The 26,970-nt window shown below is 68.6% G+C and carries 22 protein-coding genes; 6 read left to right on the forward strand and 16 right to left on the reverse strand.

What is annotated here, in order from left to right; genetic code table 11:
• Positions 1–179: 179 nt before the first annotated feature.
• The 6 genes from H3C53_02275 to H3C53_02300 form a co-directional block, all read right to left on the reverse strand.
• Positions 180–1,349, reverse strand: a complete 1,170-nt coding sequence (locus H3C53_02275) for an ATP-binding protein (protein ID MBW7915502.1) — start codon at positions 1,347–1,349, stop codon at positions 180–182.
• Between the two features lie 64 nt (positions 1,350–1,413).
• Positions 1,414–2,256: an ABC transporter permease gene (locus H3C53_02280; GenBank protein ID MBW7915503.1), complete on the reverse strand. Its 843-nt coding sequence runs from the start codon at positions 2,254–2,256 to the stop codon at positions 1,414–1,416.
• Positions 2,253–3,191, reverse strand: a complete 939-nt coding sequence (locus tag H3C53_02285) for an ABC transporter permease (protein ID MBW7915504.1) — start codon at positions 3,189–3,191, stop codon at positions 2,253–2,255. Before H3C53_02285 ends, H3C53_02280 begins: the two co-directional genes overlap by 4 nt.
• 16 nt (positions 3,192–3,207) lie before the next feature.
• Complete coding sequence (locus tag H3C53_02290; protein MBW7915505.1) at positions 3,208–4,710, reverse strand: hypothetical protein; 1,503 nt, start codon at positions 4,708–4,710, stop codon at positions 3,208–3,210.
• A 59-nt stretch (positions 4,711–4,769) separates the two neighbouring features.
• The gene (locus H3C53_02295; protein MBW7915506.1) at positions 4,770–5,783 is read right to left on the reverse strand and encodes an aminopeptidase; all 1,014 of its coding nucleotides are present in this window, start codon (positions 5,781–5,783) and stop codon (positions 4,770–4,772) included.
• Positions 5,783–6,754 (reverse strand): leucyl aminopeptidase, encoded by a 972-nt coding sequence (locus H3C53_02300; protein MBW7915507.1) that lies wholly within the window; start codon positions 6,752–6,754, stop codon positions 5,783–5,785. Before H3C53_02300 ends, H3C53_02295 begins: the two co-directional genes overlap by 1 nt.
• A 76-nt stretch (positions 6,755–6,830) precedes the next feature.
• Between H3C53_02300 and H3C53_02305 the strand changes: the two genes are divergently transcribed.
• Both H3C53_02305 and H3C53_02310 read left to right on the forward strand, forming a co-directional pair.
• The gene (locus H3C53_02305) at positions 6,831–8,051 is read left to right on the forward strand and encodes a helix-turn-helix domain-containing protein (GenBank protein ID MBW7915508.1); all 1,221 of its coding nucleotides are present in this window, start codon (positions 6,831–6,833) and stop codon (positions 8,049–8,051) included.
• A 106-nt stretch (positions 8,052–8,157) separates the two neighbouring features.
• Positions 8,158–9,324: a GGDEF domain-containing protein gene (locus H3C53_02310; GenBank protein MBW7915509.1), complete on the forward strand. Its 1,167-nt coding sequence runs from the start codon at positions 8,158–8,160 to the stop codon at positions 9,322–9,324.
• Positions 9,325–9,452: 128 nt separating this feature from the next.
• Here the strand turns inward: H3C53_02310 and H3C53_02315 are convergent, their stop codons facing one another.
• From H3C53_02315 to H3C53_02330, 4 genes are all read right to left on the reverse strand, one after another.
• Positions 9,453–10,466 carry a succinylglutamate desuccinylase/aspartoacylase family protein gene (locus H3C53_02315; GenBank protein ID MBW7915510.1) on the reverse strand — a complete coding sequence of 338 codons (1,014 nt, stop codon included), beginning with the start codon at positions 10,464–10,466 and terminating at the stop codon, positions 9,453–9,455.
• A 38-nt stretch (positions 10,467–10,504) separates the two neighbouring features.
• A complete protein-coding gene (locus H3C53_02320) occupies positions 10,505–11,368 on the reverse strand; it encodes an ABC transporter permease (GenBank protein MBW7915511.1) in 864 nt (287 codons plus the stop codon).
• A complete protein-coding gene (locus H3C53_02325) occupies positions 11,361–12,284 on the reverse strand; it encodes an ABC transporter permease (GenBank protein MBW7915512.1) in 924 nt (307 codons plus the stop codon). Before H3C53_02325 ends, H3C53_02320 begins: the two co-directional genes overlap by 8 nt.
• Before the next feature lie 69 nt (positions 12,285–12,353).
• Positions 12,354–13,856 carry a hypothetical protein gene (locus H3C53_02330; GenBank protein MBW7915513.1) on the reverse strand — a complete coding sequence of 501 codons (1,503 nt, stop codon included), beginning with the start codon at positions 13,854–13,856 and terminating at the stop codon, positions 12,354–12,356.
• Between the two features lie 282 nt (positions 13,857–14,138).
• Here H3C53_02330 and H3C53_02335 point away from each other — a divergent pair, with 282 nt between their 5' ends.
• The 3 genes from H3C53_02335 to H3C53_02345 are packed head-to-tail and all read left to right on the forward strand — an operon-like array spanning position 14,139 to position 16,962.
• A complete protein-coding gene (locus H3C53_02335; GenBank protein MBW7915514.1) occupies positions 14,139–15,749 on the forward strand; it encodes a tetratricopeptide repeat protein in 1,611 nt (536 codons plus the stop codon).
• Positions 15,746–16,210: a RidA family protein gene (locus H3C53_02340; protein ID MBW7915515.1), complete on the forward strand. Its 465-nt coding sequence runs from the start codon at positions 15,746–15,748 to the stop codon at positions 16,208–16,210. Before H3C53_02335 ends, H3C53_02340 begins: the two co-directional genes overlap by 4 nt.
• A 26-nt stretch (positions 16,211–16,236) precedes the next feature.
• Positions 16,237–16,962, forward strand: coding sequence for a GntR family transcriptional regulator (locus tag H3C53_02345; GenBank protein MBW7915516.1), 726 nt, complete (start codon positions 16,237–16,239; stop codon positions 16,960–16,962).
• Between the two features lie 104 nt (positions 16,963–17,066).
• Here the strand turns inward: H3C53_02345 and H3C53_02350 are convergent, their stop codons facing one another.
• The 6 genes from H3C53_02350 to H3C53_02375 all read right to left on the reverse strand — a co-directional run bounded on the left by H3C53_02350 (position 17,067) and on the right by H3C53_02375 (position 24,841).
• A complete protein-coding gene (locus tag H3C53_02350; GenBank protein ID MBW7915517.1) occupies positions 17,067–18,044 on the reverse strand; it encodes a succinylglutamate desuccinylase/aspartoacylase family protein in 978 nt (325 codons plus the stop codon).
• The gene (locus H3C53_02355) at positions 18,041–19,504 is read right to left on the reverse strand and encodes a M20/M25/M40 family metallo-hydrolase (protein ID MBW7915518.1); all 1,464 of its coding nucleotides are present in this window, start codon (positions 19,502–19,504) and stop codon (positions 18,041–18,043) included. The genes H3C53_02350 and H3C53_02355 overlap by 4 nt, the downstream gene beginning before the upstream one ends.
• A 13-nt stretch (positions 19,505–19,517) precedes the next feature.
• Positions 19,518–20,276, reverse strand: coding sequence for an amidohydrolase (locus tag H3C53_02360; protein MBW7915519.1), 759 nt, complete (start codon positions 20,274–20,276; stop codon positions 19,518–19,520).
• Between the two features lie 392 nt (positions 20,277–20,668).
• A complete protein-coding gene (locus H3C53_02365) occupies positions 20,669–22,957 on the reverse strand; it encodes a DEAD/DEAH box helicase family protein (protein MBW7915520.1) in 2,289 nt (762 codons plus the stop codon).
• A gap of 127 nt (positions 22,958–23,084) precedes the next feature.
• Complete coding sequence (locus H3C53_02370; GenBank protein MBW7915521.1) at positions 23,085–23,723, reverse strand: GntR family transcriptional regulator; 639 nt, start codon at positions 23,721–23,723, stop codon at positions 23,085–23,087.
• Between the two features lie 155 nt (positions 23,724–23,878).
• Positions 23,879–24,841 (reverse strand): aminotransferase class IV, encoded by a 963-nt coding sequence (locus tag H3C53_02375; protein ID MBW7915522.1) that lies wholly within the window; start codon positions 24,839–24,841, stop codon positions 23,879–23,881.
• Between the two features lie 245 nt (positions 24,842–25,086).
• Here H3C53_02375 and H3C53_02380 point away from each other — a divergent pair, with 245 nt between their 5' ends.
• Positions 25,087–26,922, forward strand: coding sequence for an aminopeptidase P family N-terminal domain-containing protein (locus tag H3C53_02380; GenBank protein ID MBW7915523.1), 1,836 nt, complete (start codon positions 25,087–25,089; stop codon positions 26,920–26,922).
• Positions 26,923–26,970 lie beyond the last annotated feature (48 nt).

The following is a 26,970-nucleotide window of genomic DNA, read 5'->3' on the forward strand; positions in this document are numbered from 1 at the left end:
GTTGTCATCGGTTACGGCGAACCCGAGAAGGTAGTTCTTGACCCCGATCTCAAGTAGAGCGAGAAGGTCGCTCGGACCACGCCATGGAGCCCGAACTAGCTATCGCGGCTTCGGTCGAGACCTTGCGTATCGCGATCGGGTAGATGTCTGCCGGGAGGCTCTGGCCGCGCGGGTAGCGGTCACCGTTCGCCCCACACCACCCGCGCCAACTCCCGCCACGGCGTGACGCGCACACCGAGCCGGTCCTGGCTCGCGTCGCCGCCGTACACGAGGTACCGCTCCCAATCGTTCTCCGGTAGTCCGGTCAGGTGCCGCATGAACTCCGCCTGCACCGTCTGACCGGCCTTGGCCTCAACGGCGATGCCCCGTGGGTGCCCTGGGATCAGCACGTCGATCTCGGCGCCGCGGACCTCGCGGTAGTGGTGGAGGTCGGCGGTGAGGCCGCGGTTCAGGTGCCACTTGAGCAGTTCTCCCGCCACGAAGGTCTCGAAGATCGCGCCCCGCAGCGGGTGGTTGGTCAGCTGGGCGGGGTCGGAGATCCCGAGCAGGGCGCAGGCCAGGCCGGTGTCGACGAAGTGCAGCTTGGGGCGCTTGACGAGTCGCTTGGTCACGTTCGGGTGCCAGGCGGGGAGCTGGAAGACGAGGTGGCTCGCCTCGAGCACGCCCAGCCAGGCGCGCGCGGTGTTGTGTGACACGCCGGCGTCGGCGCCCAGTTGGCTGAGGTTCACCTCCTGCGCCGTGCGGCCGGCGCTGAGACGCACGAGGCGGGTGAACGCGCTGAGGTCGCTTACCTGCGTGAGCTGACGGACGTCGCGCTGCACGTAGGTCGTGATGTAGTCCTGCAGCCACCGGTAGTGAGGTATCCCGGCCACCAGCGGCCGGGGGTAACCGCCCTGGACCAGGACCTCGTCCAGCGAAGCGTGGCGGGGTCGCGCAGCGAACCGCTCCTCGAGGGAGAAGGGGAGCAGCACGAGCATCGCCGTCCGGCCGGCCAACGACTGGCTGACCGTCGTGGTGAGGTTCAGGTTCTCCGAGCCCGAGATGATGAAGCGCCCCGGCGTGGGGTCCTCGTCGACCAGTTCTTGCAGGTAGCTGAACAGCTCCGGCACGCGTTGTGCCTCGTCGAAGATCGCACCGGCCGCGTGCTGGCTCAAGAAGCCGCGGGGATCGGAGGTGGCGAACTCCCGGTTGTCGAGGGGTTCGAGGGAGACGTACGCGTGCTCCGGGAACGTGGCTCGGCACAGCGTCGTCTTGCCGGATTGGCGCGGCCCGGTGACCGTGACGACCGGGTACTGCGCCGCGGAGGCCAGGAGGGGCCCAGCGAGCGTCCGCGGGACGAACTCGGCCATGCACCGATTGTAAATCAGATTGACAGATGGTGCAAACCGGCGAGTCGCCGTGTCGTCACCGGCATCATCTCGTCCGCGGATCGAACGCGTCCCTCAGCCAGTTCCCGAGGAATATCAGGCTGAGCGACAAGAGGGTGATGGCCACCCCCGGGAAGGTCGCCAGCCACCAGGCGGTCGACACGTACTGCTGACCCTGCGAGAGGAGTTGGCCCCACGTGAGGGTGGGGGGTTGCACGCCGAAGCCGAGGTAGCTGAGGGTCGACTCGATGATTATCGTCGAGGACGCCTTGAGGGTGCCGAGCGCGATGACGCTGCCCATGATGTTGGGCAGCACGTGGCGGACGGCGGTGACGCCCTCGCGTTGGCCGAGCGCGCGCGACGCCTCGATGTACTCGCGGTTGCCGATGGAGAGCACCTCGCTGCGGATGATGCGCGCGGTGGTCGTCCAGCCGAGGAGGCCGATGACGGCGATCAGGAGCGGCAGGCTGGGGCCGGCGAGCGCCATGATCGTCAGGTAGAGGATGTAGTTGGGCACGGAGACGATGATGTCGACGAGGCGCATGATGGCCGTGTCCCACGCGCCCCTGAAGAAGCCCGACACCACGCCGAGGGCGACGCCCACGAGCATCGCCAGGCTCGTGGCGGCGAAGGCGACGAGGACGGCCACGCGGCTGCCGTAGAGCACGCGCGACGCGAGGTCGCGACCGAGCTGGTCGGTGCCCAGGGGGTACGCGCGGCTGCCTCCTTCCAGCCAGAAGGGCGGCAGGAGCCGCGCCCGCAGGTTCTGCTGCAGCGGGTCGTGAGGCGCGAGCACGGGCGCCAGCAGGGCCATGAGCAGGAACGCGAGCAGGATGATCATGCCCGTCACGGCCAGCGGGTTGCGGTGGATGCCGCGGAGCTGCCTCACTGGTAGCGGATCCTCGGGTCGATGATGGTGTAGAGCAGGTCGACGACCAGGTTGGCGAAGATGACGAGGACGGCGGAGAAGATGACCACGGCCTGGATGAGCGCCATGTCGCGCCCGCCGAGGCCGTTGATGAACAGGAGGCCCATGCCCGGCCAGGCGAAGATGCGCTCCACCACGACCGAGCCGCCCAGGAGGCTGGGGACGGCGAGGCCGAGGAGGGTCACGTAACCCAGCGCCGCGTTGCGCAGCGCGTGCTTGAGCAAGACGGTGCGGCGCGCCAGGCCCTTGGCGTGCGCGGTGCGCACGTAGTCCTGCTGCAGGGCCTCGATGAGGCCCGAGCGCATGAGGCGCGTCTGGAGGGCGGCCATGGAGGTGCCCAGGGTGAGGGCGGGCAGGACGAGGTTGCGCCAGCTGCCGCTGCCCGACACGGGCAGCCAGCCGAGCCGCACGCTGAACAGCAGGATGAGCATCACGCCGAGCCAGAAGTTGGGCATGGCGTCGCCGATCACGGAGTAGACGTTCACGACGGTGTCGGGCAGCTTGTTGCGCTTGACGGCGGCGAGGATGCCGCCAGGCAACGAGATCAGCACGGCGACGAGCAGGGCGGCGGCGGCCAGCGTGGCCGTGGCAGGCAGGCGCTCGAGCAGCAACGCCAGGGCGGGGCGGTTCTGGTAGATGAACGACTGGCCGAAGTCGCCCCTGGCGACGTTGCCCAGGAAGACGAGGTACTGGACGGGCAGGGGGCTGTCGAGGCCGAGGTGCCGCCTGATGGCGGCCTCCTGCTCGGGGGTGATGACGGCGCTATCGGCGGCGTCGCTCCCCAGGTAGGCGGCGATGGGGTCGCCCGACAGGCGCAGCGTCACGAAGACGAGGAGGGTGATCCCCACGAGCGTGGGGATCACCTGCAGGAGCCGCCTGAGGACGTAACCGGTCATCGCTTGCCTGGGCCGCCTACTGGGCCGGGGTGGTCTCCGCCAGCACGATCAGCGAGTCGGCGCGCGGCGTGAACGAGACGCGGTTGCTGACCCCGACGAAGGAGGCGTTGCTGTAGAGGTAGTACTGGGGGCGCTGCTCGAGGAGGATCTCGGTCGCCTGGCGCAGCAGCTCGGCGCGCTTGGCGTCGTCGAACTCCTCGTTGGCGGCCTCGACGAGGCGGGTGTACTCCTCGTCGCACCAGTGGCTGCGCTTGGCGTGCACGCCGTTGGGGCAGGTGAGGTCGACGAGGGAGTTGCCGTAGTCGAACGACGAGTCGCTCGAGGCGCCGAACGCGACGTTGGTGAAGTCGCCGGGCTGCCAGTAGCGGCTGTTCCACACGCTGCTCTCGAACAGCTCGATGCTGGTGTTCACGCCGACGTCCGCGAGCATGGCGGCCACCAGGTCGGCGAGGTCGGCGTGGCTCGTGTTGCCCATGAGGGTGAGGGTCAGCGCGCCGTCCGCGTAGCCGGCCTCGCCCAAGAGGCGGCGGGCCTCCGCCGGGTCGTAGAGGTAGGCGTCGTAGTACTCGAGCGGCGAGAACGACGTCTCGGGCGACACGCGGGCGCGCACCGGCACCCCGGCGCCGTCGGTGAGGATCTCGGCGAGGAGCGCGTCGTCGACGGCGTAGTCGACGGCGGCCCGCACGAGCGGGTCGGCGGTCGGCTGCCCGGTGGAGACGTTGAAGGTGATGTACTGCGTGCTGTTGCCGCCCACGTGCTCGACGCGCGCGCCGCTGGCGCCCTGGATGCGGCCGACCTCGGCCACCTTGACGTTGGTCACGATGTCGACGCCGCCCGTGAGGAGCTCGCTGACGGCAGTGGAGTTCTCGGGGATCACGCGGAAGACGGCGCGGTCGAAGGCGGCGCGCCCGCCCCAGTAGTCGGCGAACGCCTCGAGGACGAGCCTGTCGTCGGTGCGGTACTCGACGAAGCGGTAGGGGCCGGTGCCGATGGGGGCGAGGGCGGCCTGCTCGACGCCGACGGCCTCGTAGTAGTGCCGGGGGATCACGCTGGCGCCGTTGCGGCTGAGGGCGCTGAGGAAGGTGGGGTCGGGTCCGTCGGTGTGGAACACGACCTCGTGGTCGTTCACGACCTCGACGTCGGTGATGTTCTTGTAGTACGAGTGGCGCACCAGGAGCTCGTCCTTGGCCACGCGCTCGAACGTGAACTCGACGTCGGCGGCCGTGAACGGCGTGCCGTCGTGCCACTTGACGCCCTCGCGCAGCTGAACGCGCCAGGCGCTGCCGCCCACCGGCTCCCACGCCGTGGCGAGGGCCGGCTGGAAGGCGCCGGTGGCGTCCTTGAAGATGAGGTAGTCGAACAGGTTGATGTAGATGCCGGAGGCCACGGCGCGGTTGTTGTTCTGCGGGTCGAACCCCGGCGGGCCCTCGGGCACCGCGATCGTCACGGTGCTCTGGGCAGCGGCCAGGGCCAGGCCCATCAGCAGGGCCGTCGTCGTCAACAGGGTGCGGAATCTCATGGTGCTTCTCCCGTAGCTTCGTTCCACGTCACGGCTGCTTCGCTTCCGCCGGCGCGCCGTCAAGCGCCGACGAAGACCCCGTTCTCCGCGAAGATCTCGCCGTCGAGCGAGATCCGCCCCCCGCCACGTAGGTCCTTGATGAGGTCCCAATGGAGGGCGCTGTCGTTCAGCCCCCCGGTCTGTGGGTAGCTCTTGCCGAGCGCCAGGTGCACGGTGCCGGCCGTCTTCTCGTCGAAGAGGGTGGCGCCGAGGAAGCGCGTCATGCGTTCGTTGCCGCCGATGCCGAGCTCGCCGACCACGCGCGCGCCCGCGTCGACGGCCAACCGGCGCGTCAGCGTGGCCTCGCCCTCGACGGCGGTGGCCCGCTCGAGCCGACCGCGGTCGAACTCGAGCGTCACGCCCGCGACGCGCTCCGGGAAGTTGTAGCTGGGCACGTCGAAGCGGATGACGCCGTGCGCCGACGTCTCGACCGGGCTCGTGTACATCTCGCCGCTGGGAACGTTGCGGCGACCGTAGCTGTTCACCCAGCCGCGCCCGGCCGTGCTCAGGGTGAGGTCGGTGCCGTCGCCCTCGATCCGCACCGTCCGGGCCGCGCGCAGCCGCGCGAGCAGCGCCTCCTGGCGGTCGCGCAGCGCGTGGAAGCCGACCACCGGGTCGGGGTCGTCCAAGTGGAGGAGGCCCGCGTAGTAGTCGGCGAGCTGCGCCTCCGACATGCCGGCGCGAGCCGCGAGCGCCACGTCGGGCAGGTAGGTGGAGGTCTTGCGGAGCGTCATGCGCAACTGGCGCACGGTGGCGCTCGGCTCCGGCCGGTCGGCCGGCGCGGCCGCCACGGTGCGGAGGCTGACGTAGCCCGTGAGGCGGCGCCAGAGCGCCTCGTCGGTCGCGGCCCCTCGCGGGTCGTCCAGGTCGACGAGCAGCGCCTCCGCTCCGCGCGCGCCGAGCGCCTCGGCGACCGACCGGCCCACCGCGGCGGTCGCCGCCACGACCTCCACCAGCACCAGGTCGCCGGCGGCGGCCTCCTGGCAGAAGCCGGCGACGAGGTTCGCGAAGGCGGCGCGGCGTTCCGGGGTCATCAGACGTCGAGCCTCCCGGCGTCCATGACGACGCGGCCGTCCACCGTGATGGTTGGGTCGTGCAGCACGAAGTCGTAGTGGCACTTGGCCTTCACGTCGCCGCCGAGGGTGTAGCTGCTGCCGATGCCGAAATGGCAGGTGGTCGCCACGCCCTCGTCGTCGAGCATGCGGCCCGTGAGGCGGCAGCTCGGGTTCATGCCGATGCCCAACTCGGCGAGGTGGTAGACGTTCGGGTCGGCCAGGGCCTCCCAGGCGGCCCGCACGGTGTCGGCGGCGGCGCCACCCTCGATGCTGACGACGCGGCCTTCCTCCACCGTGAGCGTGACGGGTTCCGTCAGGAGCCCGATGCCGAGGTAGGGGATGCTGGCGTCGCACACGATGACGCCGCTGCCCGTGACGGGGGAGACCGGCGCCTCGATGTCGGGGATGGGGTGGAACGTGCCCGGCCGCACCACGCCGGTCTTGGCGTGGGGGGTGCCGAGGCGACCGCGGATGTCGAGGGTCATGTCGGTGCCGGCCGCGCTCGTCACCCGGACGGTGGAGCCCTCGTCCCAGACGCGCGCCATGCGCATGACCTGCGGTTCGATGGCGCGGAAGTCGGCCTCGATGCCGCCGCCTTCCAGCATCTCGGGCACCCACTGGGTGAGCGCGGCCACCCGGGCGCCGGCGGCGCAGGCCGCCTTGGTGGCCTCGGTGTGCGTGAGCGACACCTGCACGGCCGTGAAGATCACGTCGGACGCGAGCATGGCGGCCGCCACGGGCGGCGCGGCCTCGCCGGAGTCGGTCTTGGCGCTGTCGGTGAGCAGCACCGTGGCCACAGCGCCGACCTCGCGCAGCGCCTGGGCGAGCGCCCTGCCGATGAGGGGGTCCGTGGCCGTGTCGATGACCACCAGGCCCTGCTCGCCCGCCTTCACGTCGGTGCAATGCGAGACGAGCCGGCGCGCGCCGTACATGTACTTCTCTTCGACCATGGTGGATGCTCCCACCTTGGCATCAACGTTGTCAATCTTGATTGACTGTCAAGATGTTGCTAGCCTGGTCGTCACCATGGCCGAGACCTCGAGCGACTACATGACAGCCACTGAGGCCGCCGACTTCCTCGGCGTGTCGAAGGCGACGCTCTACTCCTACGTCAGCCGCGGCATGCTCGCCTCGCTGGAGCTCGAGCCAGGCGCCCGCCACCGCAGCTACCGCAGGGCGGACCTCGCCGCCCTCAAGCACCGCAGCACCTTCAGGAAGAACCCCGACCTCGCCGCCACCGAGGTGATCGAGTTCGGCACGCCCATCCTCGCCACGGCCATCTCGCAGATCACCGAGGCGGAGCACTCGTACCGCGGCGTCAGCTCGCGCGAGCTGGCAAGGCTCTACTCGTTCGAGCAGGTGGCGGAGTACCTGTGGACGGGCGAGCCCGCGGCCGCGCCCAACGGCGCGCCGCTGCCCCCACCCAGGGACGTGTGGCGCCGGCCCATCGACCCCGGGTTCGGCGGCAGGCCGCGCGTCGCCCTCAGCCCCGTAGAGCGGCTGCAGGCCGTGCTCCCCCTCATGGAGAAGGACGACCTGCACGCCTACGGGGTCAAGCCGGCGGTCCTGTTGCCCGCCGCCGCGCGCATCGTGCTGCAGCTGGCCGCGTTCGCCAGCGGCACCCGCTACGGCGGCTCGCTGGCCGGCACGCTGGCGGATGCCTGGGGCGCGGACGCCGCCAAGCTGGACGCCCTCCTCGTACTGGTCGCAGATCACGAGCTGAACATCGCGACCTTCACGGCCCGCTGCGCCGCCAGCGCCGGCGCCAGCATCTACCAGGCCGTCCTCGCGGGCCTGGCGGCGCTGCAGGGGTACAAGCACCTGTACGGGCAGGTGGCCGAGGCACGGGCGTTCTTCGCCGAGGTGGTCGCCGAGGGCGGTCCGGCGCCCGTCGTGAGGCGTTACCTGCGCCAGCGCGGCGTGGTGCCCGGCTTCCACAACCCGTACCGGCGGCTCTACGCGGGCAACGACCCGCGGGTGGCGGCGCTGGTCGAGCTCCTCGCCGACTCGCCCCGCTACCCGCTCCTCCGCGAGACCCTAGACGTGGCGGAGGCCGCGACCGGCGAGCACCCGCGCGTCGACTTCGCCCTCGCCGTCGCGGAGCCGCTCCTCGAGCTGCCGGAGGACGCCATCTTCAGCCTCATCGCCCTGGGGCGCACGGCCGGCATGATCGCGCACGTGTTCGAGCAGTACGCCTCCGAGCGCGTCATCCGGCCGCGCGCGCGCTACGTGCCGCGCGTGGGGTGAGGGCGGCGGGCCCGCGCTGGCGTCACCACGGCCGCGCTCGTGCCATCTATACTCCGCTCAGCATGCCGAGGCCGACGGTTCCCCGCGCCCCCGAGCGGAGCACGCGGTGAGCCTCGACGGCCGCACCGTCTTCGTGATGGGGGTCGGCTTCCTGGCCGTCACCACCCTCACCCTGGCGCTGTTGGTGCGGACCCTCCCGCGAGACACCCGCCGCAGCGCGCTCGTCGGCGCGTTCGCCAGCGCGACGCTCGCGCTCTCCTGGACGCTGATAGCGCTCGAAGGTCACGTGCCGGAGGCGGTTTCGGTCGTGGGCGCCAACCTGCTCTACCTGGTCGCCATGGCGCTCGTCTACCAGAGCGTGCGCCTACTGGACGGCGAGCCAGCCGGGTCGGGCGTCTACCTGCGCGTCGTCGCCCCCACCATGCTGATCGTCGTCGCGGCGCGTTACGTGGTGGACCTGTACGAGGTGCGCGTCATCGCGATGTCGGTGGCGCTCGCCCTGCTCCTGGCACTCGCCTCGCGGCGGCTGTTCACGGCCGCGCCCGGAGCCCCGCCCAACCCCGGCAGGCGCGCGGCGGCCTACTGGCTGGCCACGTCGGCGGCGGTGCTGCTCGCGAGGGTGGTGATCACCGCGGCGCAGGGCGGCGCGAGGCCGCTGTTCGGCGACGACGCCGTGCCAGGCCTGCTGGTCGCGGGCAGCGTCGTCGTCGCCCTGGGCGCGGTGTTCGCCTACTTCCTGCTGTTCAGCGGCCGCGTCACGGCCGAACTGGCGCTGCAGGCCCACCTCGACCCCCTCACCGAGGTCCTGAACCGCCGCGGCTTCGAGGAGCGCGCGCGGCAGGAGCTCAAGCGCGCAGCCAGGTCGGGCACGGCCGTCAGCCTCCTCATGGTCGACGCCAACGAGTTCAAGCGCATCAACGACGGTTGGGGCCACCAGGCCGGCGACGAGGCGCTACGCGCGATAGCGAACGGCATCCGCGCGCAGGTGCGCCCCTACGACCTGGTCGCGCGCCTCGGCGGCGACGAGTTCGTGGTCCTCCTCCCCGGCCTAGACGCGCAGAGCGCCGCCGACCTGGTGACGCGCCTGCGCGCCTCCGTGGCCGCTCAACCCACCTCGCACGGCGGCGGCCTCGACGTGAGCATCGGTCGCGCCAGCCTGACCCCCGGCGTGAGGAGCCGCGAGGAGGCGGAGCCCGACGTGGACGAGGCGCTGCGGGCGCTGCTTGGCGCGGCGGACAAGGACCTTTATGGGGTCAAGCACACGCGTTACTAATAAGTAGTGGGCGTGTGCCCTGACCACGGGCGTAGGGCCGCGCGCCCAGCGGGCGTCTACGCTGCTAGGTGCCTGGCGCCTGGGGAACGCGGACACGGGTGGCCGTCGGCCGGACCCGACCGCGCCCGTCAGCCCCGCTGGGCAGTCGCGGCGTCGCCGAAGATGAACGCGTAATCGCCCGCGAACACGCGCCCGAAGAGGCCGCGGATCATGATGAGGATCGTCTCGTCGTAGGGCGCCCGGTACTCCTCGAGCAGCTCGTAGGTGTTGGGGTCACGCACCTCGCCGACGAGCGTGCCCTTGCTGACCACCTTACCGAGCCGTTCGAAGCCGATGGCCGGCACGAATACCCCGCCCTGGAGGTGCCTGGCCAGCTTGCGATCCCCGATGACGACCTGCCGCGGGTTCTGCGTCGGAGCGCCCTCCAGCATGCCCAACGCGCGCATGACGTTGTGCACCCCGGCGACGGAGCGGTCCAACACCGCCTGGGAGCCGCTGGTGACGGCGCCACCCAGCATGGCCACGACGGCCGGTATGCCCATCGACTCCGCCAGTTCCGAGATGGAACTGATGGCGTCCGGGTCGGTGCGAGTGATGGAGAGGTAGTCGGAGCCGAACGCCTTGGAGAGTTCGAGGATCTTGGGGGCGACCGGCCCGCCGCTCTGCTTGACGAGCGTGTAGTCGATGGCGCTCTCCAGCCCGCCGCTATGGAAGTCGATCAACGCGTCGAGGTGCGGCAGGTACTGCTTGGCGATGACGTGCGCCATCTGCGCCACGAGCGAGCCCGTCGGTGAGCCGGGGAAGACGACGTTCAGGTTCACGGCGTCCGTGGTCATCCCGATGCCGGTCAGGCGCGTGAACGTCTCGAACGCCACGGGGTTGCATACGGGGAGGCCGAGGACGGCGCCGCTCAGGGTGGCCGGGTCGAGATTGTCCATGACCTCGTGGATGGTCCTTATCGCGAACGCCTCGTCGCCGTGTGAACCGGACTCCAGCCCAAGCACGGGGCCCGGCTTCAGGCCGACGACCGCCCGCACGACCAGCCCAAGGGTGTCGCCCCGCGGCATTCGAGCGACCGGGAGGGTCACGAACTTGCTCTCGCCGGGGCGGATGGTGGTTCCGGCAACGGTAATCGGTTCCATGTTCAACGCTCCTTGGTTACCTTTCGGCACGGGTCGGTTCAGTTCTTGATGCGCGGGTCGAGCCTGTCTCGCAGGCCATCGCCGATCAGGTTGATGGCCAGGACGGTGAGCATGATCGCTAGGCCGGGCAGCGTCGCCGGCCACCAGGCGATGAGTAGGTAGGTGCGGCCGTCGGCGAGGCTGGCGCCCCACGACGGCGTGGTGGCACCGACTCCGAGCCCCAGGAACGACAGGGTCGCCTCCGAGACGATGGCCGTGGCCACCCGAGACGAAGCGATGACGATTATCGAGGAGAAGATGTTGGGAAGGACGTGCCGCAGCATCACGCGCCACGGGCCGGCCGCCAGGGCCTGCGAGGCTTCCACGAACTCGCGCTCCTTCAGCCCCAGCACCTTGGCGCGCGCCACGCGGGCGTACGGCACCCAGCTCGTGAAGCCGAGCACGAGTATCACGTTGGTGAGGCCCGGGCCCGTCAGGGCCATGACCACGAGGGCCAAGACGAGGAACGGGAAGGCGAGGAAGACGTCGACGATCCGCATCACGATCGAATCGAAGACGCCGCCGAGGTAACCCGACACCAGTCCCAGGAGCGTCCCGAAGCTGCCGCCGATCATGACCACGGTGAGGCCCACGACCAGGGAGACGCGTGCGCCGTAGATCAGCCTGGACAGGATGTCGCGCCCCAGGCCGTCGGTTCCGAGCAAGAAGCGTGGGTCGCCTCCCAACCACGACGGTGGCTTCAGGCGCATGATCAACGTCTGTAGGCCGGGGTCCTGAGGCGCCAACCACTGAGCGGCCACGGCGCATACGACCGGGACCACCAGCAACGCGGCTCCGATGCTGAGCATCTTGTTGCGCGCGAGGGTCCGCCTTAGGCGCGAGCGGGGTCGGGCGTCAGTCATAGCGGATCCTCGGGTCGAGGAACCCGTAGGCGATGTCGACGACGAGGTTGATGCTGACGAAGAAGACCGCGAAGAGCACCACCGCGGCCTGGACGACGGGGTAGTCGCGGTTGGATATCGATTGGATCATCAAGCGCCCGACGCCCGGCCACGCGAACACCGTCTCGACCACGACCGAGCCGCCCAGCAGCGCACCGAACTGCAGGCCCAACATGGTGACGGTGGGGATGAGGGCGTTCTTGAGGGTGTGGTGCCATACCACCGCCCGCGGGCTCGCGCCCTTGGCCTTCGCGGTCCGCACGAAGTCCTGGGTGAGCGTCTCCAGCACGTCGGTGCGGATAAGTCGCTGGATGATGGCGACCATGCTGGCGCCGAGGGTGAATGCTGGCATGACCAGGCTAGGGAACCCGTTGCGGCCCGAGATCGGGAACCACTTGAGTTGAACCCCGAAGATAAGGATGAGCATGAGGCCCAGCCAGAAGTTCGGCATCGACATGCCCAGTAGCGAGACCGAACTGAGTCCGATGTCGATGGCCGAGTTGCGGCGCAGGGCGGCGGCTATGCCAAGGGGGACGCCGACCGCTACGGCGAACGCGAGTGCGATGAGCGAGAGCTCCAGGGTGGCGCCGAGACGGGAGACTACGCTTCCCATGGCGTCCTGCCCGCCGTAGTACGACACGCCGAAGTCGCCCTGCAGCGCGTTCGTGACGAACAGCCACAACTGCACCGGTAGTGGCTGGTCGATGCCGATAGACCGGCGGATCTCCTGCAACTGCGTCGGGGTTATGGCCGTGTCCGGAGGGATCAACATCACGGCCGGGTCGCCGAGCAGCCGGAGCAGGAGGAAGACCGTGACCAACACGCCCAGGAGCGTGGGCACGGCTAGAGCGATGCGGCGGAGGGCGTACGTCAGCATCGGGAGGGCGACGGTTGACCGATCGTGGGTGCCCGCACCGGCCGGTGGTGCGGGCACCCACGACGGGCGTCAGTCGTTGAGGCTGGCCCCGTAGAAGTAGAGGCGTTCGTCGATCCGGGGCTGCCAGTTCACACGGTTCGAGAGCCCGTAGATCGCGTCGAGGTAGTACATGAAGATGTGGGTCGCCTGCTCCTTGACGCGCTCCTGCAGCTCGCCGTAGATGCGGGCCCGGTCGGCCTGGTCGAGGTTGAAGCGCGCCGCGATGATCATCTCGTCGGTGACGGGGTCGCTGTTGAACGAGCCGGTGCCCTTGGTGTGGAAGAGGCCGTAGAACACGCCGTCGGGGTCGTTGTCCCAGGTCTTCCACTGCCAACGAATCATTGGTGCGGCGGTCCGGTCGCCGTAGACCAGAGTCCGCATCACGCCGTACTCGTTGACCCTGAGGTTGACGTTGATGCCGACCTGACCGAGGTAGGCCACGATGGCCTGCGCGACCTCGAGGTTGTTGGTGCCGCCGACCGACGGCGTGATGTCGAAGTCGATGGAGAAGCCGTCAGCGTAGCCGGCTTCCGCCAGCAGTTCCTTGGCCTTGGCGGGGTCGTAGGGGTAGGGCTCCACGTCGGGGTTGAAGCCCAGGACGAACGGATGGACGACGGTGGCGTAGCGGTGAGCGTAGCCCGAGAGAAGGGTGCTGATGATCGTGTCGAAGTCGATGGCGTAGTTCATGGCCTGCCGCACGCGCAGGTCCTGAAGCGGGCTCTCGACGTCCGTCCGCAGGATGATGACCTCGTTGATCGGGCTGACCCTGGTCACAACCTGAGCGGTCTTGCTTGCCTTCACCAGGTCGATGAACTCGGGCTGGAGGCCCGTGACGACGTCGACGCCCCCGGCGAGCAGCTCAGAGACGCGCGACGACGCTTCGGGGATGGCGCGGAACACGAGCCGCTTGATCGCGGGCGCGCCCAGGTAGTAGTCCTCGTTCGCTTCGAGCACGATGCGGTCGGCGGCTATCCACTCTACGAACTTGAAGGGGCCGCTCCCGATCGGGTGGCGGTTGAAGTCGTCGCTCTTAGGGTTGCCGAGCATGCTCGGCGGAGCGATGAAGAAGTTCTTCATGCGGGCCGGCAGCAACGGGTCGGGGGCGACCGTGGTGATCTCGAACTGGTACTCGCCCGTCTTGCGCCACTCCTTGAACACGTCGAACGAGTAGCTGGCTCGCGGCTCGTTCGGATCGCTCATGCGCTCCAGGTTGGCGATGACGACGTCGGCGTTGAACACCTCGCCGTTATGGAACTTGACGCCTTGCTGCAGGTTGAACCGCCAGGTCGTGTCGCTGACGGCCTCCCAAGAGGAGGCGAGTGACGGCGACAGGTTGCCGTCGGCGTCCAGCCTGGTGATGCCATCGAACAGGGCCATGAGGACGTGGGCAGAGTTGCCGGGTGCACGATGCGGGTCGAGGTGGTCGCCCAGGGCGTCGACCGCCACCACGAGTTCGCCCGGGTTGGCCGCCAACGCGTTCGGCGCCACCAAGAGCAAGAGCGAGGCGAGCACCGCTAGGATGGTTCTCTTCATTCTTGTTCCCTCCTACCGCCACAGTTAGACGCCGTCCGCTGTTACGCCGGTGAGTGCTCTGGTGCTGGAAGGCCAGGCCGCAGACGCCGGCGGCTGGCAGGGATGCGACGAGCGGGTCACGACCCGGACGTAACGGCTTGAGACCTCCGAGTCGGACTATATGGTCACCCGCTGCTCATTGTCAACGGTCGGCTGTCGACCGTGTACACTGATGCCAGACCGCGCTGCCGGATGGCCGACCCCGCGCCTTCCCATGCGTACCCGCCTCAAGGAGGAAGCAGCATGCCCATCAGGCCTGAAACAGTGTCGTTCCTCGGCAGACAGCTCTTCGCCGCACCCGTGCGTGCGGGGCGCGACGCCGAGCAGCTCGATAACAAGGTCGCGGCGGCCCTCACGGCGATGGAAGCGCACGACACCCCGCAGACCCGCGTCCGCCTGATCGCCGCCCTGCGCGAGGCGGGCCGCTACCGCATGGCTATCGCCCGCGCGACGGCGGGGCTGCGGCGCTGGCCCAACGACGCCACGCTGCTCACGGAGCGTGGCCACACCTACGTGAACGTACGAGCCATAGGCGCCGCGCTCGCCGACCTGGAGGAAGCCGTCCGCCTCGCCCCCAGGTCGACCGAGGCCTGGTATCACCTAGGCCTCGCGCTATGGTTCTCACAGCGCTACGACGACGCGGCCCGTGCCTTCGCGAAGACGGCGGAGGTCACGCCGAGCGCCTCCACGCGGCTGGCCGCACGTACCTGGCAGTACACGGCCCTGCGGCGTGGCGGCGACACGGCGGCCGCGGCCGCCCTCCTCCCCGCCATCGAGTGGGACGTCGACCTCGAAGGCAAGAACCTCAACTACCAGCTCCGGGCGCGGTTCTACCAAGGCGACCTGACTGAGCAGGACCTGGTCGCTGCCCAGGAGCCCGGCACCAAGTCGGAGGGCTCGCTCTCCTTCGGGCTCGGGGTGTGGCACCTCGTGAACGGCGACACCGCCGCGGCGCGACGCCACTTCGAGGCGGGCGCCGGGTCGGAGTTCTGGCCCGCCTTCGGGGTCGCCGCCTCTGAGATGGAACTCGCGCTCATGGACGGCGAGGCCGTGGTGGAGCCCGAAGCCTACGGGATCCTGGGCGACCCGCTTCATTCGCTGGTCTCACAAGGTGATCAGGCGCAAGAGCTCGAGGCGAAGGTGCGGGAAGCCCGAGCCGCGTTCGACGAGGACCCGATCGCGCCGGAGGCGATCCGCGCCTACGCCAAGGCCCTGGCCAGTGGTTCGGCGCGCTACCGGGAGGCCATCGCGGTCCTGGATGAGGGCCTCGCACACCACCCAGAGCACCCTATGCTGCTCTGCGACCGTGGCCACTACCGCGTGAACACCCGCGAGTTCGCGCTTGCCAAGGCGGACTTGACCCGCGCCAGGGAACTTCGAGACGATTCTAACGACGTCTGGTACCACCTCGGCCTTGCCCACTGGATGTCGGGTGAGTTCGAGCCCGCCCTTGACGCGTTCCAACGCGCCCTGAGCCTGGCGGAGGACGAGTCGCGGACGGTTGCCTACTCCGATTGGGTCTACCTCGCCCTCAGGCGCCTCGGCAGGCACGCGGAGGCGACGGCCGCCATCGCGCCGATCCACAAGGACATGCACACGACGATGAACAACCACCTCTACCTGAAGCGCCTCCTCTTCTATAAGGGCGAGTGGACGGAGGAGCAGTTGGTCGAGGTGTTCGAGCAGGGTGGGTTGGCGTTCGCCGCGTACTACGGCCTGGCCTGCTGGCATCTCTACGAGGGGAACGACGCGAAGGCGCGGGAGTACTTCCTCAAGGTCGTCGACAACGGCACCTCCTGGGGCGGTTTCGCTCACGTGGCGTCCGAGGCCGAACTCTACCGGGGGCTCCTGTGAGCGAACTCGAGGGGCGGCTGAGCGCCATGGGCGTCGTGGTGCCCGACAGGACCTGGAACAAGGGGAAGAACGTGGCGGTTAACCACGTTGGGGATCTACTCTACGTGGGCGGCCACGGCCCCACCGACCCCGACGGCGTGGTACGCCTGAAGGGCAAACTCGGTCGTGAACTGACGGTCGACCAGGGTTACCAGGCGGCGAGGAACTGCGCCGTAGTCGCGTTGGGTAACCTGAAGTCGTACCTCGGCGACCTCGACCGCATCTTGCGCGTCGTCAAGGTGCTCGGGTTCGTGAACGCGGTTGAGGACTTCCAGCAGCACGGGAAGGTGATCGACGGGTTCTCCGACCTGTGGATCGCCCTCCTGGGCGAGGCCGGTCGCCACGCACGCAGTTCGATCGGTGTCAGCTCTCTCGCAGGCGACATCGCGGTGGAGATCGAGTTCATCTTGCAGGTCCGCTGAAGGGGCGGGGAGGGGAGGTGGTGTCGATGTTGCCCAGCGAGGCGACCTCTACCACCGGCATCAAACGCTATACGCTCACCGAACAGATAGTCGAGTGGCTCTCCACCCGGATCATCACGGGGGAGTACCGACCCAACACGCCGCTCACCGAGGTCGAGTTGGCCGAGACCATTGGGTGTAGCCGCAGCCCGTTGCGAGAGGCGCTGCGGGTACTGGCTCAGGAGGGGTTGGTGGACCTGGTTCCCGGCAAGGGCGCCACGGTGAGCCCGCTGGAGCCCAAGCTGGCCGCCGACCTCTACGACACGAGGGCGCTACTGGAGCCGGCGGCCGCGCGGCTGGCGGTGGCCGTCATCACCGGCGCCGACCTTGCTCGTCTGCGGGACGCCTACGCCGAGCTGCGGCTGGCTGCGGACAACCAAGACGTGACGCGGTACCAGGGCCTCAACTGGTCGTTCCACTCTGACCTCTACAGCCTCTGCCCCAACTCCACGATCGTCGACCTCATCCGACTGACGTGGCGCAGGAGCCTACGCTACGGCCAGCTCCTGCGTAGCAACAGGGACAGGCCGAGGGGCTCGGTCGTGAGGAAGGCGAGGCTCATGGAAGCGATCGAGGCGAGAGACGCCGACGGGGCCGCCGAGCACGTGGCGGCCATCATCATGAGCGGGCGGTCCGACGTCCTGGAGGCGCTGACGGAGCGCCCCGACGACCCCTACAGCTACTGGGAGAAGAGCGAGCTCGCGGCCGGCTGACCCGCGGGGTCGCTCTCGTTCGGCTGGTCGATCGCGAGCCGCCCGGGTGGATGGGCGGCTCGCGACGGTTCGGGTTCTTGTGATCGACGCGGCTCGGCGGCCGCTCAGGCGTTGACGATGACCTCAGCGGACGAGAGGTCGCCCAAGATGTAGGCGTAATCGCCCGGGTTCACGCGCGAGAGAAGCCCCCGCATCATGATCATGATCGTGTCTTCGTAGGGTGCGGTGAACACGTCGAGTTCCTCGAACGTCTGCGCGTTGAAGACGCGCGCCAGGACCGTCCCGCCCTTCACGGCCTTGCCCAGCTTGTCCATGAAGACCTCAGGCTGGAACATCCCACCGTTGGTCGGGCGCACCAGCACGCGCCGCCGCATGAGGTACTGCTTCCTCGGCAGCACCTTCTCGCCCTCCCACATGCCAAGCTCGATCATCACGTTGAACACGCCTTGCACGCACTTCTCGAGGTAGTCCGGGTCGTTGGCCAGCACCGAACCGCCCACCTCGACCACGACGGACGGCTTGCCCTGCTCGATGGCGAGGTCCGTGAGGGTGCCGGAGTGCACGGGCTTGGCGTGCTCGAACAGGATCTCTGTGCCGTACACGCGTGACAGGTGGCGTGAGCGCGCATGAGTCTCGCCGCCCCCGGCGTGAGTGAGCACGTAGTCGATGCCGCTCTCCACCCCGCCGCAGTGGAAATCGAGGACGTAGTCGGCCTTGGCGACGAACCCGGTCGAGATCGTGTGCGCCATCTGCTGGGTGAGCCAGCCACCGGGGTCGCCGGGGAACACCCGGTTGAGGTTGTTCATGTCCGTGTTCATCCCCTGGCCCGTAGTGCGCGTGAACGACTCGAACGCCACCGGGTTACCGAGGGGCATGGCGAGGATGCGCCCCTTGAGCCGCGCGGGGTCAACCCGCTTCAGGACCTCCCTGATGACGAGGACGGCGTACGCCTCGTCGCCGTGAGAGGTCGAGAAGAGGCCGAGGGTAGGGCCTGCGGCGGCGCCTTCGAGCGTGTGCAAGGCGATGCTCAGCTTCTCGCCGGAGGAACGGGTCGTGACGGGCAGCCACTCTAGCTTGGTCATCCGGCGTTCTCCCGTTTCTCCTCCGCGATCCGGAGGTACTCGACGAACGTGGCGCAGACCGACTTGATGTTGTCCTTCAGGCCCTCGACGACGGCGTACTCGTTCGGTGCGTGGATGAGGCCGCCGTGCCCCAGGCCGTACGCGATGAACGGGATGTTCAAGTGGGCGTTGGTGAAGAGGTACGCGGGTCCGGAACCCGGGTAGATGGGCCAGATCTCGCCGTTGGTGTGGCCGGCCTTGTCCATCGCGGCGACCGCGGCCCTGGCGAGGTCGGAGTCGGGGTCTGACTTCGAGTAGGGCGTCACCTCGCTGAAGGTCACCCTGACGTCGTCGTACCCGTGCTTGGCCAGGTGGTCGAGGACGCTTGCGATGATCTTGTCGCCATCCATCTGCGGCACCATGCGCACGTCGATCTTCACGCGCACGCGGTAGGGCACGATCGTCTTCTGGCCGGGGCCGGTGTAGCCGCCGTAGATGCCGTCGATGTTGAAGGACGGCGTGAAGAGGAACTTCTCCATCAAGGCACGACCCTCGAGCCCGTCCATGAACCGCGCCACGTCGGCGCGCTCGGCGAACATCTTCGTGTCGAACGTGGTGAGGAGCCGATCGAGCAGCTGCGTGTCGGTCTCGCCGGGCGGGAGGACGTCGTCGTAGAAACCGTCGACCAGTACCTTGCCGTCGGGCGTGCGCAGGGTGGAGAGGGCGTGGACGAGGCGCCAGACCGGGTTGTCGACCCACGCGCCGTTCATGCCGTGGATGTCCACGCTGCGCGGACCGCCCCAGTCGCCGCCCTTGATCTCGAGCTCGAAGTAGGCGATGCCCTTGTTGCCGAGCAGCACCTTCGGCTTGCCGTTCTCGTCCTGGCGTAGGCCCGGCAGGTAGACGCCGTCGGCGACCCTGAGCTCGTCGGCGTACTCGGGGACGAAGCGCTTCAGGTTCTGGCTGCCGACCTCCTCCTCGCCTTCGATGACGAAGATCAGGTTGATCGGCGTGTAGCCGAGGACCGCCTGCATGGACTTCACGGCGCTGAAGAAGTTCACGAGGGGCCCCTTGGAGTTCGTCACGCCGCGTCCCACGACGCAGGGGCCGTAACCGTCGACGTCCACGATGTCGGCCCCGAAAGGCTCCACGTTCCACTCCTCGAGCGGCTCGGGCGGCTGCACGTCGTAGAGGCAGTACACGATCAGGGTCCCGGCGTTGGGGTCCTCGCTGTCGAGGCGTCCGTAGACGACCGGGCTTCCGCTCTCGTACTCCACGAGGCGCACGTCCTTCGAGCCCAGCTCCCGGATCATGTCGCGCACCATCTCGGCCGCCTCGTGGATCCCCCAGGATTGCGCTGCCACGCTGGGTTGGCGCACCAGGGTCCGGATGTCTTCGAGGTAGCCGTCGAAGTTCTGGTCGATGTGCTCGTAGAGCTTCGCCAGAGCTGCGTCGAGGCTCATGGTTCTGGTCACGCTCACTGTGTCCTCCTGCCTAGTCGAGTTTGAGAAGCTTCATGGCGGTGCCGCCGAGGATCTTGGCTCTGGTCTCCTCGCTCACGTCCATCTCGCGGATCGGGTCGAGGTTGTACTTGAAGCGCCACGTGCGGTTCGGGTTCGCGTCGGAGCCGTATAGCACCTTCTCGTCCGAGCGCATCCAATCGAGCATCTCCGGTCCGATCCGTGGGATGAGCCGGGCTATCTGCGCGAACGTGAGGGTGGTGTCCAGGTAGACGTTCGGGTGCTTGCCGGCGATGTAGGGGTCGGGTCCGAAGGGGTTGCCGTGAGCGATGATCATCGTCGTGTTCGGGTGCCGGATCGCCAGCTCGTCGATCAGGAGAGGATCGCCGTAACGGATGATGCCCTCTCGCAGGAAGACGCCGCCGGTATGGAACAAGACGGGTAGGTCGAGCTCGGCGCACTTCTCCATGAGCGGCGACACGCGGGGGTCGTCAATCGAGAAGTGCTGGATGGGTGGGTGCAACTTTAGGCCACGGAAACCGTGGTTGCGGACCAGTTCCTCGAACTCCTTGACGGCGTTCTTGCGAGTGGGCGTAACGGAGGCGAAGCCGGTGAGTCTGCTCGGGTGCTTCTCGACCAGACCGGCGATGAGGCGGTTAGACGCCTCGAGCTCCTCCTGGTCCTGACCGAGCGCGAGCACCACCGAGAGCTGGATGCCCTCCTTGTCCATCTCGGACAGGAAGTGGGGCACGTCCGTTCCAGGTTGGATGTGGGTGTGAAAGTCGATGACCATCTGATCCTCCGACCTCGCGGTCCGGCCGTCCTGCAGGACCGGTCTCTGTCTAGGCGGCTGTACGGCACGGCTGACCGGTATTCCAAGGTGTCGACTGTCGACAGCAGCCTGGTTAGAACATAGCATGCGCGGAGGTAGGCGTCTCGGTGCGCTGGTCGTGGGTCGATCGGTCAAGGGGTTCGAGCGCTGCGCGAGGGACGGCGTCTGTCGCATCTTGCCGGGAGAACGGTCATTCGAGCAGAATCATCGCGCCATCAACGGCCCAAGAATCTTGATTCCACCGCTTCTACAAGCTCTCTCCGTGTCAATATGCGATGCGGAGCGGACGACGGACGCCCATCCGGAAGCCTGCGGGCTCGCGCTTGCCGCACCTCCGCAGGTGCCCACCTTCCTCAAGTAACGCCGGCCACGAACCCCACCCGCTCTATGACGCGCCGCCGCCGCCTGTACATCCGGTCGAGGAGGGGTACCTCAGCGTCGTGGTAATCGTGCAGCTCAGGCACCGAGGTTCCGCTGCCGCGAGTGATGCGGCCCGCCAACTGGATCACCTTGCCCTTGAACGACACGGGCATGGTCAAGAAGAGAGTGTCGAGCGCCGGTAGGTCGAGCCCTTCCCCCGCGATCTTGTCTATCGCTACCAGAACGCTGCCGCCTCCGGTAGAGCTCCGTGCCCGAGCCATGACAGCGGACCGTTCCTTGGTCTTCAGCTTGCCGTGGAGTACTTCGGCGTCGGCGCCGGCCCGTTTGATGAGGTCGTTCAACACGTCGGCATGATCCACGCGGTTCGTGAGTACGAGACAACGACGGCCCCGACCAGCCGCTGCTAGCACGTCGGCGACTATCTGTTGGTTGCGTGTCGGATCGGTAGCGAGCTCACCGTAGATGGCCTGGATCGAAGCGCCGGACCGTCCATCTTCACGTGTCACGAACGAGGTGGTGTGCACGTGCAGACAGCGCGCTTCGTGTGGCGCCACCATCGTGTGGCGCACCGGCCCGCATTGCATGGTTATCAGTTCGTCCATGTGATCGGCGCGGAACGGGGTGGCGGTCAACCCAAGCCAGTAGGGCGCTTCTAGCTTGTCGAGGGCCGCCAACGCGGCTGGGGCGGCCGCGGCATGGCACTCGTCGATCACGACGTGTGCGTAACCGTTCAGGCTATCCGGGTCGAACCCACGGCGACTGATGGTCTGTAGCATGACGATGTCCAACAGCCCACCCAGCCGCCTGCGGCCCGCACCAAGCTGGCCGATCGAATCGGCCTGGACTCCCAGGAAGCGCATGAGGCTGGCGCGCCACTGGTCGACGAGTTCAGCGCGGTTCACGATCACGACGGTCGGCACCTGACGCGCGGCGATAAGGTTGCAGGCCATCACCGTCTTGCCTGCGCCTGGAGCCGCGACGAGTATCCCCACCGGGTGACGTCTCAGGGCGGCCGTCGCCACCCTTTGCTCGGGTGTCAGGTGGCCCACGAACGAGAACGGAACAGTGAACGGAGCGGGTTCGGTTCGTGAGGTGGCCACCGTGATCCCTGAGGCCTCGAGCAGCCCCTTGGCGACCTCCAACAAACCTCGGGGTAAACGCAGTTCGCCCTCGCGGAGCTCATACGCCGTGACGAGGCGTGGCGTGCCGAACGTACTGAACCTCTGGGCTTGCTTCCTGTAGAACTCGGGGTTCGGCAGCGACGCCGCGTGCTTGAGCGAGTTGATGGTGGCGGGCCCCACGCCCTCCAGGGGGATGTGCACCCCGGCGTCCAAGCGGAGAGTGACGTTCGCGGCGGGGACGCCACCAGGTGCAGGTATAGGTCGGCTCGGTGCCGAGAGGACACGCTCAAGGTCACTAGCGGAGACCTTGGCGATGGACGCTAGGTGCGCGAACTGGTCGTCGTGGATCTCCCAGGTGGTTGGATCGGCGAAGACCGTAGTGCCCCGCTTCCGACTTTCACCCTGGAGTGGGAGCGCGATCAGGTTGCCCAACCGGGCGCGGCCGTTGGCGTTCGTCGGGAGGAGGTCTTGAGAAGGGAATAGGCGGTCGTAACTCCCGAAGCTCAGCGTGCCACGACGGTCCATGGCAAGTTTCAGTAGCTCGGCGCCCAGAAGCCTGGCCACGCGGGCGGGTGTCGGCGTTTCGAAGAATAGCCAGACGTGAGCTCCTCGCCCGGACCGCGAGATCTCTACTAGCGGCGAGAGGCCCCGCTCCTGACACGCCGCCGCGTAGGCTGCCGCGTCTGCCTGCCACTTGGACTCATCGAAGTCGCACGCGAGCAGGCTGCACGCGTCGTCGATCAACAGCGGGTAGATGCCTGCGTGGAAGCTATCGCCGCGTGGCGTCCTCCCGCGCAGGTGCTGATCCACGACCGTAGCGTTGTATGGCAGGTAGTCCTGGGGGGCATCGCCGTCAGTGTGGTAGCCGCCTCGCACGGCGGGACTCCAGCCCGCCTTGCCCGTGCGCCCACTTACCCAGCGCGTGGCGAAGACATCCGGACGGCCGATGAAGTAGCTCATGAAGAGCGCGACCTTGGCCTCTGGTGACGAACGGGCGTCGATCGTCGTCTTGGCAGGACCATCCCGACGAGAGTTCTGCAGCTCGGCAAGTTCTGCCCTCAACGCCGCTAGGCGCGCCGCGGTCGAGGCGATCTCCTGTTCGAGTCGGCGAATGCGAGGGTCGTCGGGCGACAGGTTCATGACGAGGGTCTCAAAGACTGACCAAGCAGAGTAAGCATGGCGGCGCGGCCCAACCTCGGCGTCCGATCGATGCCGAGGTGAAGCCCGACGACCACCTTGCTGCGCACCCCACTACTCGACAATGTACTCAAGCCGAGTCGGTCTTGGGCCGCACCTCTCGCGCCGCCACGAACGCCTCGAGCGTGTCCAGCCCCCGCCGCATGTGCGCCTCGACCTCGTGAAGCATGGCGTTCAAGTCGTCGCCCTTGGCGAGCGCCACGTAGGTGTCGTGGGCGTCGGGGAGGGCCGCCTTGCGGTGGTGGGCCTCGTGGTGGAGGGTGAAGTAGAAGTGGAGCCGGCTGCGGAGCAGGTTCCACGACTCGATGAGGCTGCGGTGCTTGGAGTACTCGTAGACGAGGCCGTGGAGGTCCATCTCGCGCTTGATGGCCTGCTGCTGGTCGCCGGCGTAGGTGGCGTAGGCGAGGGCGCGGTGGCGCGAGTCGAGCGCGCGGAAGAAGTCCTCGCCGCGCTTGTCCCACACGATCTTGAAGGCGAACGACTCGAGGAGGGTGCGGAAGGAGTAGATCTCCTGGATGTCCTCGATGGATAGGGACCTGACGACGGCGCCGCGGAAGGGCACCTGGTCGACGAGTCCCTCCTCGACCAGTTGACGGATGGCCTCCCTGAGCGGACCGCGGCTGACGCCGAGTTGGTCGGCGAGGGTCGTCTCCACGAGGCGCTCGCCGGGCGGCAGGGTCGCTTCGAGGATGGCCTGACGCAGGGCGATGACGAGCTGTTCGCGGAGCGTCCTGCCGGCACCCTGTTCGCGGTCGAGTCGACCCAGCCGTTCGAGCACTACGTACCTCCATGCGCCCCGGCGTGAGGATGCCTCATCCCACCGCCAAGGAAGCCGACCCCCGGCGCCTGCCGTAGGTTAACGCGCTATCCCGGCCCCGTCCTGCCTGGCCGCGCCGCCACGTAACGCGCCTTCGCGTCCTCGTACAGGTTGGCCAACCGCGCGGTGACCGGCCCCGGCACCGCCCCGTCCCCTATGACCCGCCCGTCCACCTGGGTCACCGGCGTCAGCCCGCCGAAGGTACCGGTCACGAACGCCTCGTCCGCGCCGTACACGTCGGTCAGGGAGAAGTCGCGCTCGAACACCGGGATGCCGTTCTCGTGGCAGAGACGGATCACGTTCCCTCGCGTTATCCCGTTCATGCAGTACTGCCCGGTCGAGGTCCACACCTGCCCACCGCGGACGCAGAAGAAGTTGGTGGCGTTGCAGGTGGCGACCGCGCCGTTGGGGTCGAGCATCAGGGCCTCGTCGGCACCGGCCAGGAGCGCCTGCTGCAGCGCGATCACCTCGTGGAGCTTGCTGTGGCAGTTGAGCTTCGGGTCGAGCACGTCGGGGGAGGGGCGCCTGACCGTCGAGGTGAAGAGCTTGACGCCGGCCGCGCGCACGCCGGGGTTGCTCGCCTTGTGCTCCGCGATGATGACGATGGTCGGGCCCGTCACCACGAAGCGCGGGTCCTGCGACGGCGTGCGCTTGCTGCCGCGCGTGACCATGAGGCGCACGTGCACGCCGTCGCGCATGCCGTTGGCGTTCAGGACCTTCCAGATCTCGTCCGTGAGCTGCTCGGGGGTGAGGCCGATGTCGAGCGCTATCGCCTTGGCGCCCTCGTAGAGGCGCTTCAGGTGCTGCTCCAGGAAGAGGAGCGCGCCGTCCTGCAGCCGGAGCCCCTCCCAGACGCCGTCGCCCACGAGGTAGCCGCTGTCGAAGACCGACACGGTGGCCTCCTCGCGCGGCTTCAGGGCGCCGTTCACGTAGACGCGCACGTCCTTGTTGCGCTCGTCGGGCAGGGCGTCGTGCGTGCCCCAACTGGAGCTACTGGTGGTCGTCGTCATGCTCTCCGATCTTCGGACTTCGAATGGACGGTGGGGGGAACGCCACTAGCCCGCCAGCGCGCTGCCGAACAACCCCACCACGAGCACGAGCGACAACAGGAGTCTCTTCACGGTCACGCTTCTCCCTTCGGACGCGCCGGGCGGGATCCCGGCGGGCTTCCTTCGGCGTTGGTCCGGTCCCGCTCGCGAGGGCTGGTTGTGGGGAGCGTAGCGCCGGGCGTGCTAGATTGTCAACAGTATGAGAAATGGCTGAAGGGGCGGCCTGCCCGCTCGTCCCGGAGCCGACGATGGGAGTCCACATGCCGAACCCCACAGCTAGACTCGGCCGCTTGCGGCAGAGCATGCAGCGTCACGGCGTGGCCGCCTGGCTGGCCACCACGGGCGACGCCCACCTCAGCGAGTACCTCTCCGAGCGGTGGCGCGCCCGCGCCTGGCTCAGCGGTTTCCGCGGGTCGGCGGGTCGGCTGGTGGTGACGGCCGACCGGGCCGGCCTCTGGGTCGACCCGCGCTACCACATGCGGGCCGACACCGAGACGGCCGGCGCGCCCATCGAGGTGTTCAAGGAGGGCAAGCCCGGCACCCCCGACCTCGCCGCCTGGCTCGTCGAGACGCTGCCGAGAGGCAGCGCGGTCGGGTTCGACCCCGAGTCGGTGAGCGTGGAGGCGCTCCACGCCCTGGAGGCCCGGCTGGCCCCGGCGGGGCTCGGCGCCAAGGCGTGCCCGGGCCTGCTCGACGAGGTCTGGACCGACCGCCCGGCCGATGAGCCGGCGCCCGTCGTCGACCACCCGCTGAGGCACGCGGGCGAACCCGCCGCCGAGAAGCTCGGCCGCGTGCGGGCGCGCCTGGCGGACCTGGGCGCCGAAGGCATGCTCGTCACCGCCCTCGACGAGGTGGCGTGGCTCCTCAACCTCCGCGGCAGCGACGTGCCCATGAACCCGGTGGCGCTCGCGTACTGCCTCGTGCGGGGCGCCTCGGCGGAGCTGTTCGTCCACGAGGAGCAGGTGACCCCCGCCCTGCGCGCCTCCCTGCTGCCCGAGGTGACGCTGCGCCCGTACGACGCCGTGACCGCCGCGCTGGCGGAGCTGCCCGCGGGCACGAGGCTGCTGCTCGACCCCGCCAAGACCAACGTGCTCCTCTACGACGCGGCGGCGCGCCTCGACCGCGTGCTGGCCGCCAGCCCGGTCGACGCCATGAAGGCCAGGAAGAACGAGACCGAGATCGCCGGCGCACGCCAGGCGCACGCCCTCGACGGCGCCGCCGTGACGCGGCTCCTCCACTGGCTGGCCACCACCGACCCGAGCGCCGAGACGGAGCTTTCCGTGTCTGAGAAGCTGCAGGAGTTCCGCGCGGGCCTACCCGACTACCGCGGACCCAGCTTCGACACCATCGTGGGGTTCGGCCCGAACTCGTCGGTGGGTCACTACCAGCTGAACCGCGAGGACCCGCAACCCCTCGCGGCCACCTCGGTGGTCCTCATCGACTGCGGCGCGCAGTTCCCGAGCGGCACCACCGACACGACCCGCACCGTGGCCCTCGGCACCCCCACGCCGGCGGAGAAGCGCACCTACACGACCGTCCTCAAGAGCCTCATCGCGCTCGGCGCCGCCCGCTTCCCCCGCGGCACGACCGGCCAGCGGCTCGACGCCCTGGGCCGGCAGCACATCTGGGCCAACGGCTGGGAGTGCCGCCACGGCATAGGCCACGGCGTCGGCAGCTACCTCCACGTGCACGAGGGGCCGCAGCGGATCAACAAGACGAACGACGTCGTGTTCGACGTCGGTCACGTCAACTCGTGCGAGCCCGGCGTGTACTTCGAGGGGGTGTTCGGTGTGCGCCTCGAGAACGTGATGACCGTCGCGCCGGCCGAGTCGGGCCCGTTCGGCGAGTTCCTCGCCTTCGAGACCCTCACGCTGTGCCCCTTCGACCGCGACCTCATCGACCCGGCGCTGCTGACGGCGCAGGAGGTCGCGTGGCTGGACGCCTACCACCACAGGGTGCGCGAGGCGTTGAGCCCGCTGCTGCCCGAGGAGGTGCGCGCCTGGCTCGTGGGTAGGACGGCACCGCTCGGTACGCTCAGCTGACCGAAGCGGTCGGCCGGGGGCCGGGCCAAGCGCAACGCGACGACCGAC

Source organism: Trueperaceae bacterium (genome assembly GCA_019454765.1).
Classification (GTDB): domain Bacteria; phylum Deinococcota; class Deinococci; order Deinococcales; family Trueperaceae; genus JAAYYF01.

Coding starts and splice junctions, on each gene's coding strand:
- H3C53_02275 (MBW7915502.1), bottom strand. CDS start 1,349: ATGGCCGAGTTCGTCCCGCGGACGCTCGCTGGGCCCCTCCTGGCCTCC.
- H3C53_02285 (MBW7915504.1), bottom strand. CDS start 3,191: ATGACCGGTTACGTCCTCAGGCGGCTCCTGCAGGTGATCCCCACGCTC.
- H3C53_02290 (MBW7915505.1), bottom strand. CDS start 4,710: ATGAGATTCCGCACCCTGTTGACGACGACGGCCCTGCTGATGGGCCTG.
- H3C53_02295 (MBW7915506.1), bottom strand. CDS start 5,783: ATGACCCCGGAACGCCGCGCCGCCTTCGCGAACCTCGTCGCCGGCTTC.
- H3C53_02300 (MBW7915507.1), bottom strand. CDS start 6,754: ATGGTCGAAGAGAAGTACATGTACGGCGCGCGCCGGCTCGTCTCGCAT.
- H3C53_02305 (MBW7915508.1), top strand. CDS start 6,831: ATGGCCGAGACCTCGAGCGACTACATGACAGCCACTGAGGCCGCCGAC.
- H3C53_02315 (MBW7915510.1), bottom strand. CDS start 10,466: ATGGAACCGATTACCGTTGCCGGAACCACCATCCGCCCCGGCGAGAGC.
- H3C53_02320 (MBW7915511.1), bottom strand. CDS start 11,368: ATGACTGACGCCCGACCCCGCTCGCGCCTAAGGCGGACCCTCGCGCGC.
- H3C53_02325 (MBW7915512.1), bottom strand. CDS start 12,284: ATGCTGACGTACGCCCTCCGCCGCATCGCTCTAGCCGTGCCCACGCTC.
- H3C53_02330 (MBW7915513.1), bottom strand. CDS start 13,856: ATGAAGAGAACCATCCTAGCGGTGCTCGCCTCGCTCTTGCTCTTGGTG.
- H3C53_02335 (MBW7915514.1), top strand. CDS start 14,139: ATGCCCATCAGGCCTGAAACAGTGTCGTTCCTCGGCAGACAGCTCTTC.
- H3C53_02345 (MBW7915516.1), top strand. CDS start 16,237: ATGTTGCCCAGCGAGGCGACCTCTACCACCGGCATCAAACGCTATACG.
- H3C53_02350 (MBW7915517.1), bottom strand. CDS start 18,044: ATGACCAAGCTAGAGTGGCTGCCCGTCACGACCCGTTCCTCCGGCGAG.
- H3C53_02360 (MBW7915519.1), bottom strand. CDS start 20,276: ATGGTCATCGACTTTCACACCCACATCCAACCTGGAACGGACGTGCCC.
- H3C53_02365 (MBW7915520.1), bottom strand. CDS start 22,957: ATGAACCTGTCGCCCGACGACCCTCGCATTCGCCGACTCGAACAGGAG.
- H3C53_02375 (MBW7915522.1), bottom strand. CDS start 24,841: ATGACGACGACCACCAGTAGCTCCAGTTGGGGCACGCACGACGCCCTG.
- H3C53_02380 (MBW7915523.1), top strand. CDS start 25,087: ATGGCTGAAGGGGCGGCCTGCCCGCTCGTCCCGGAGCCGACGATGGGA.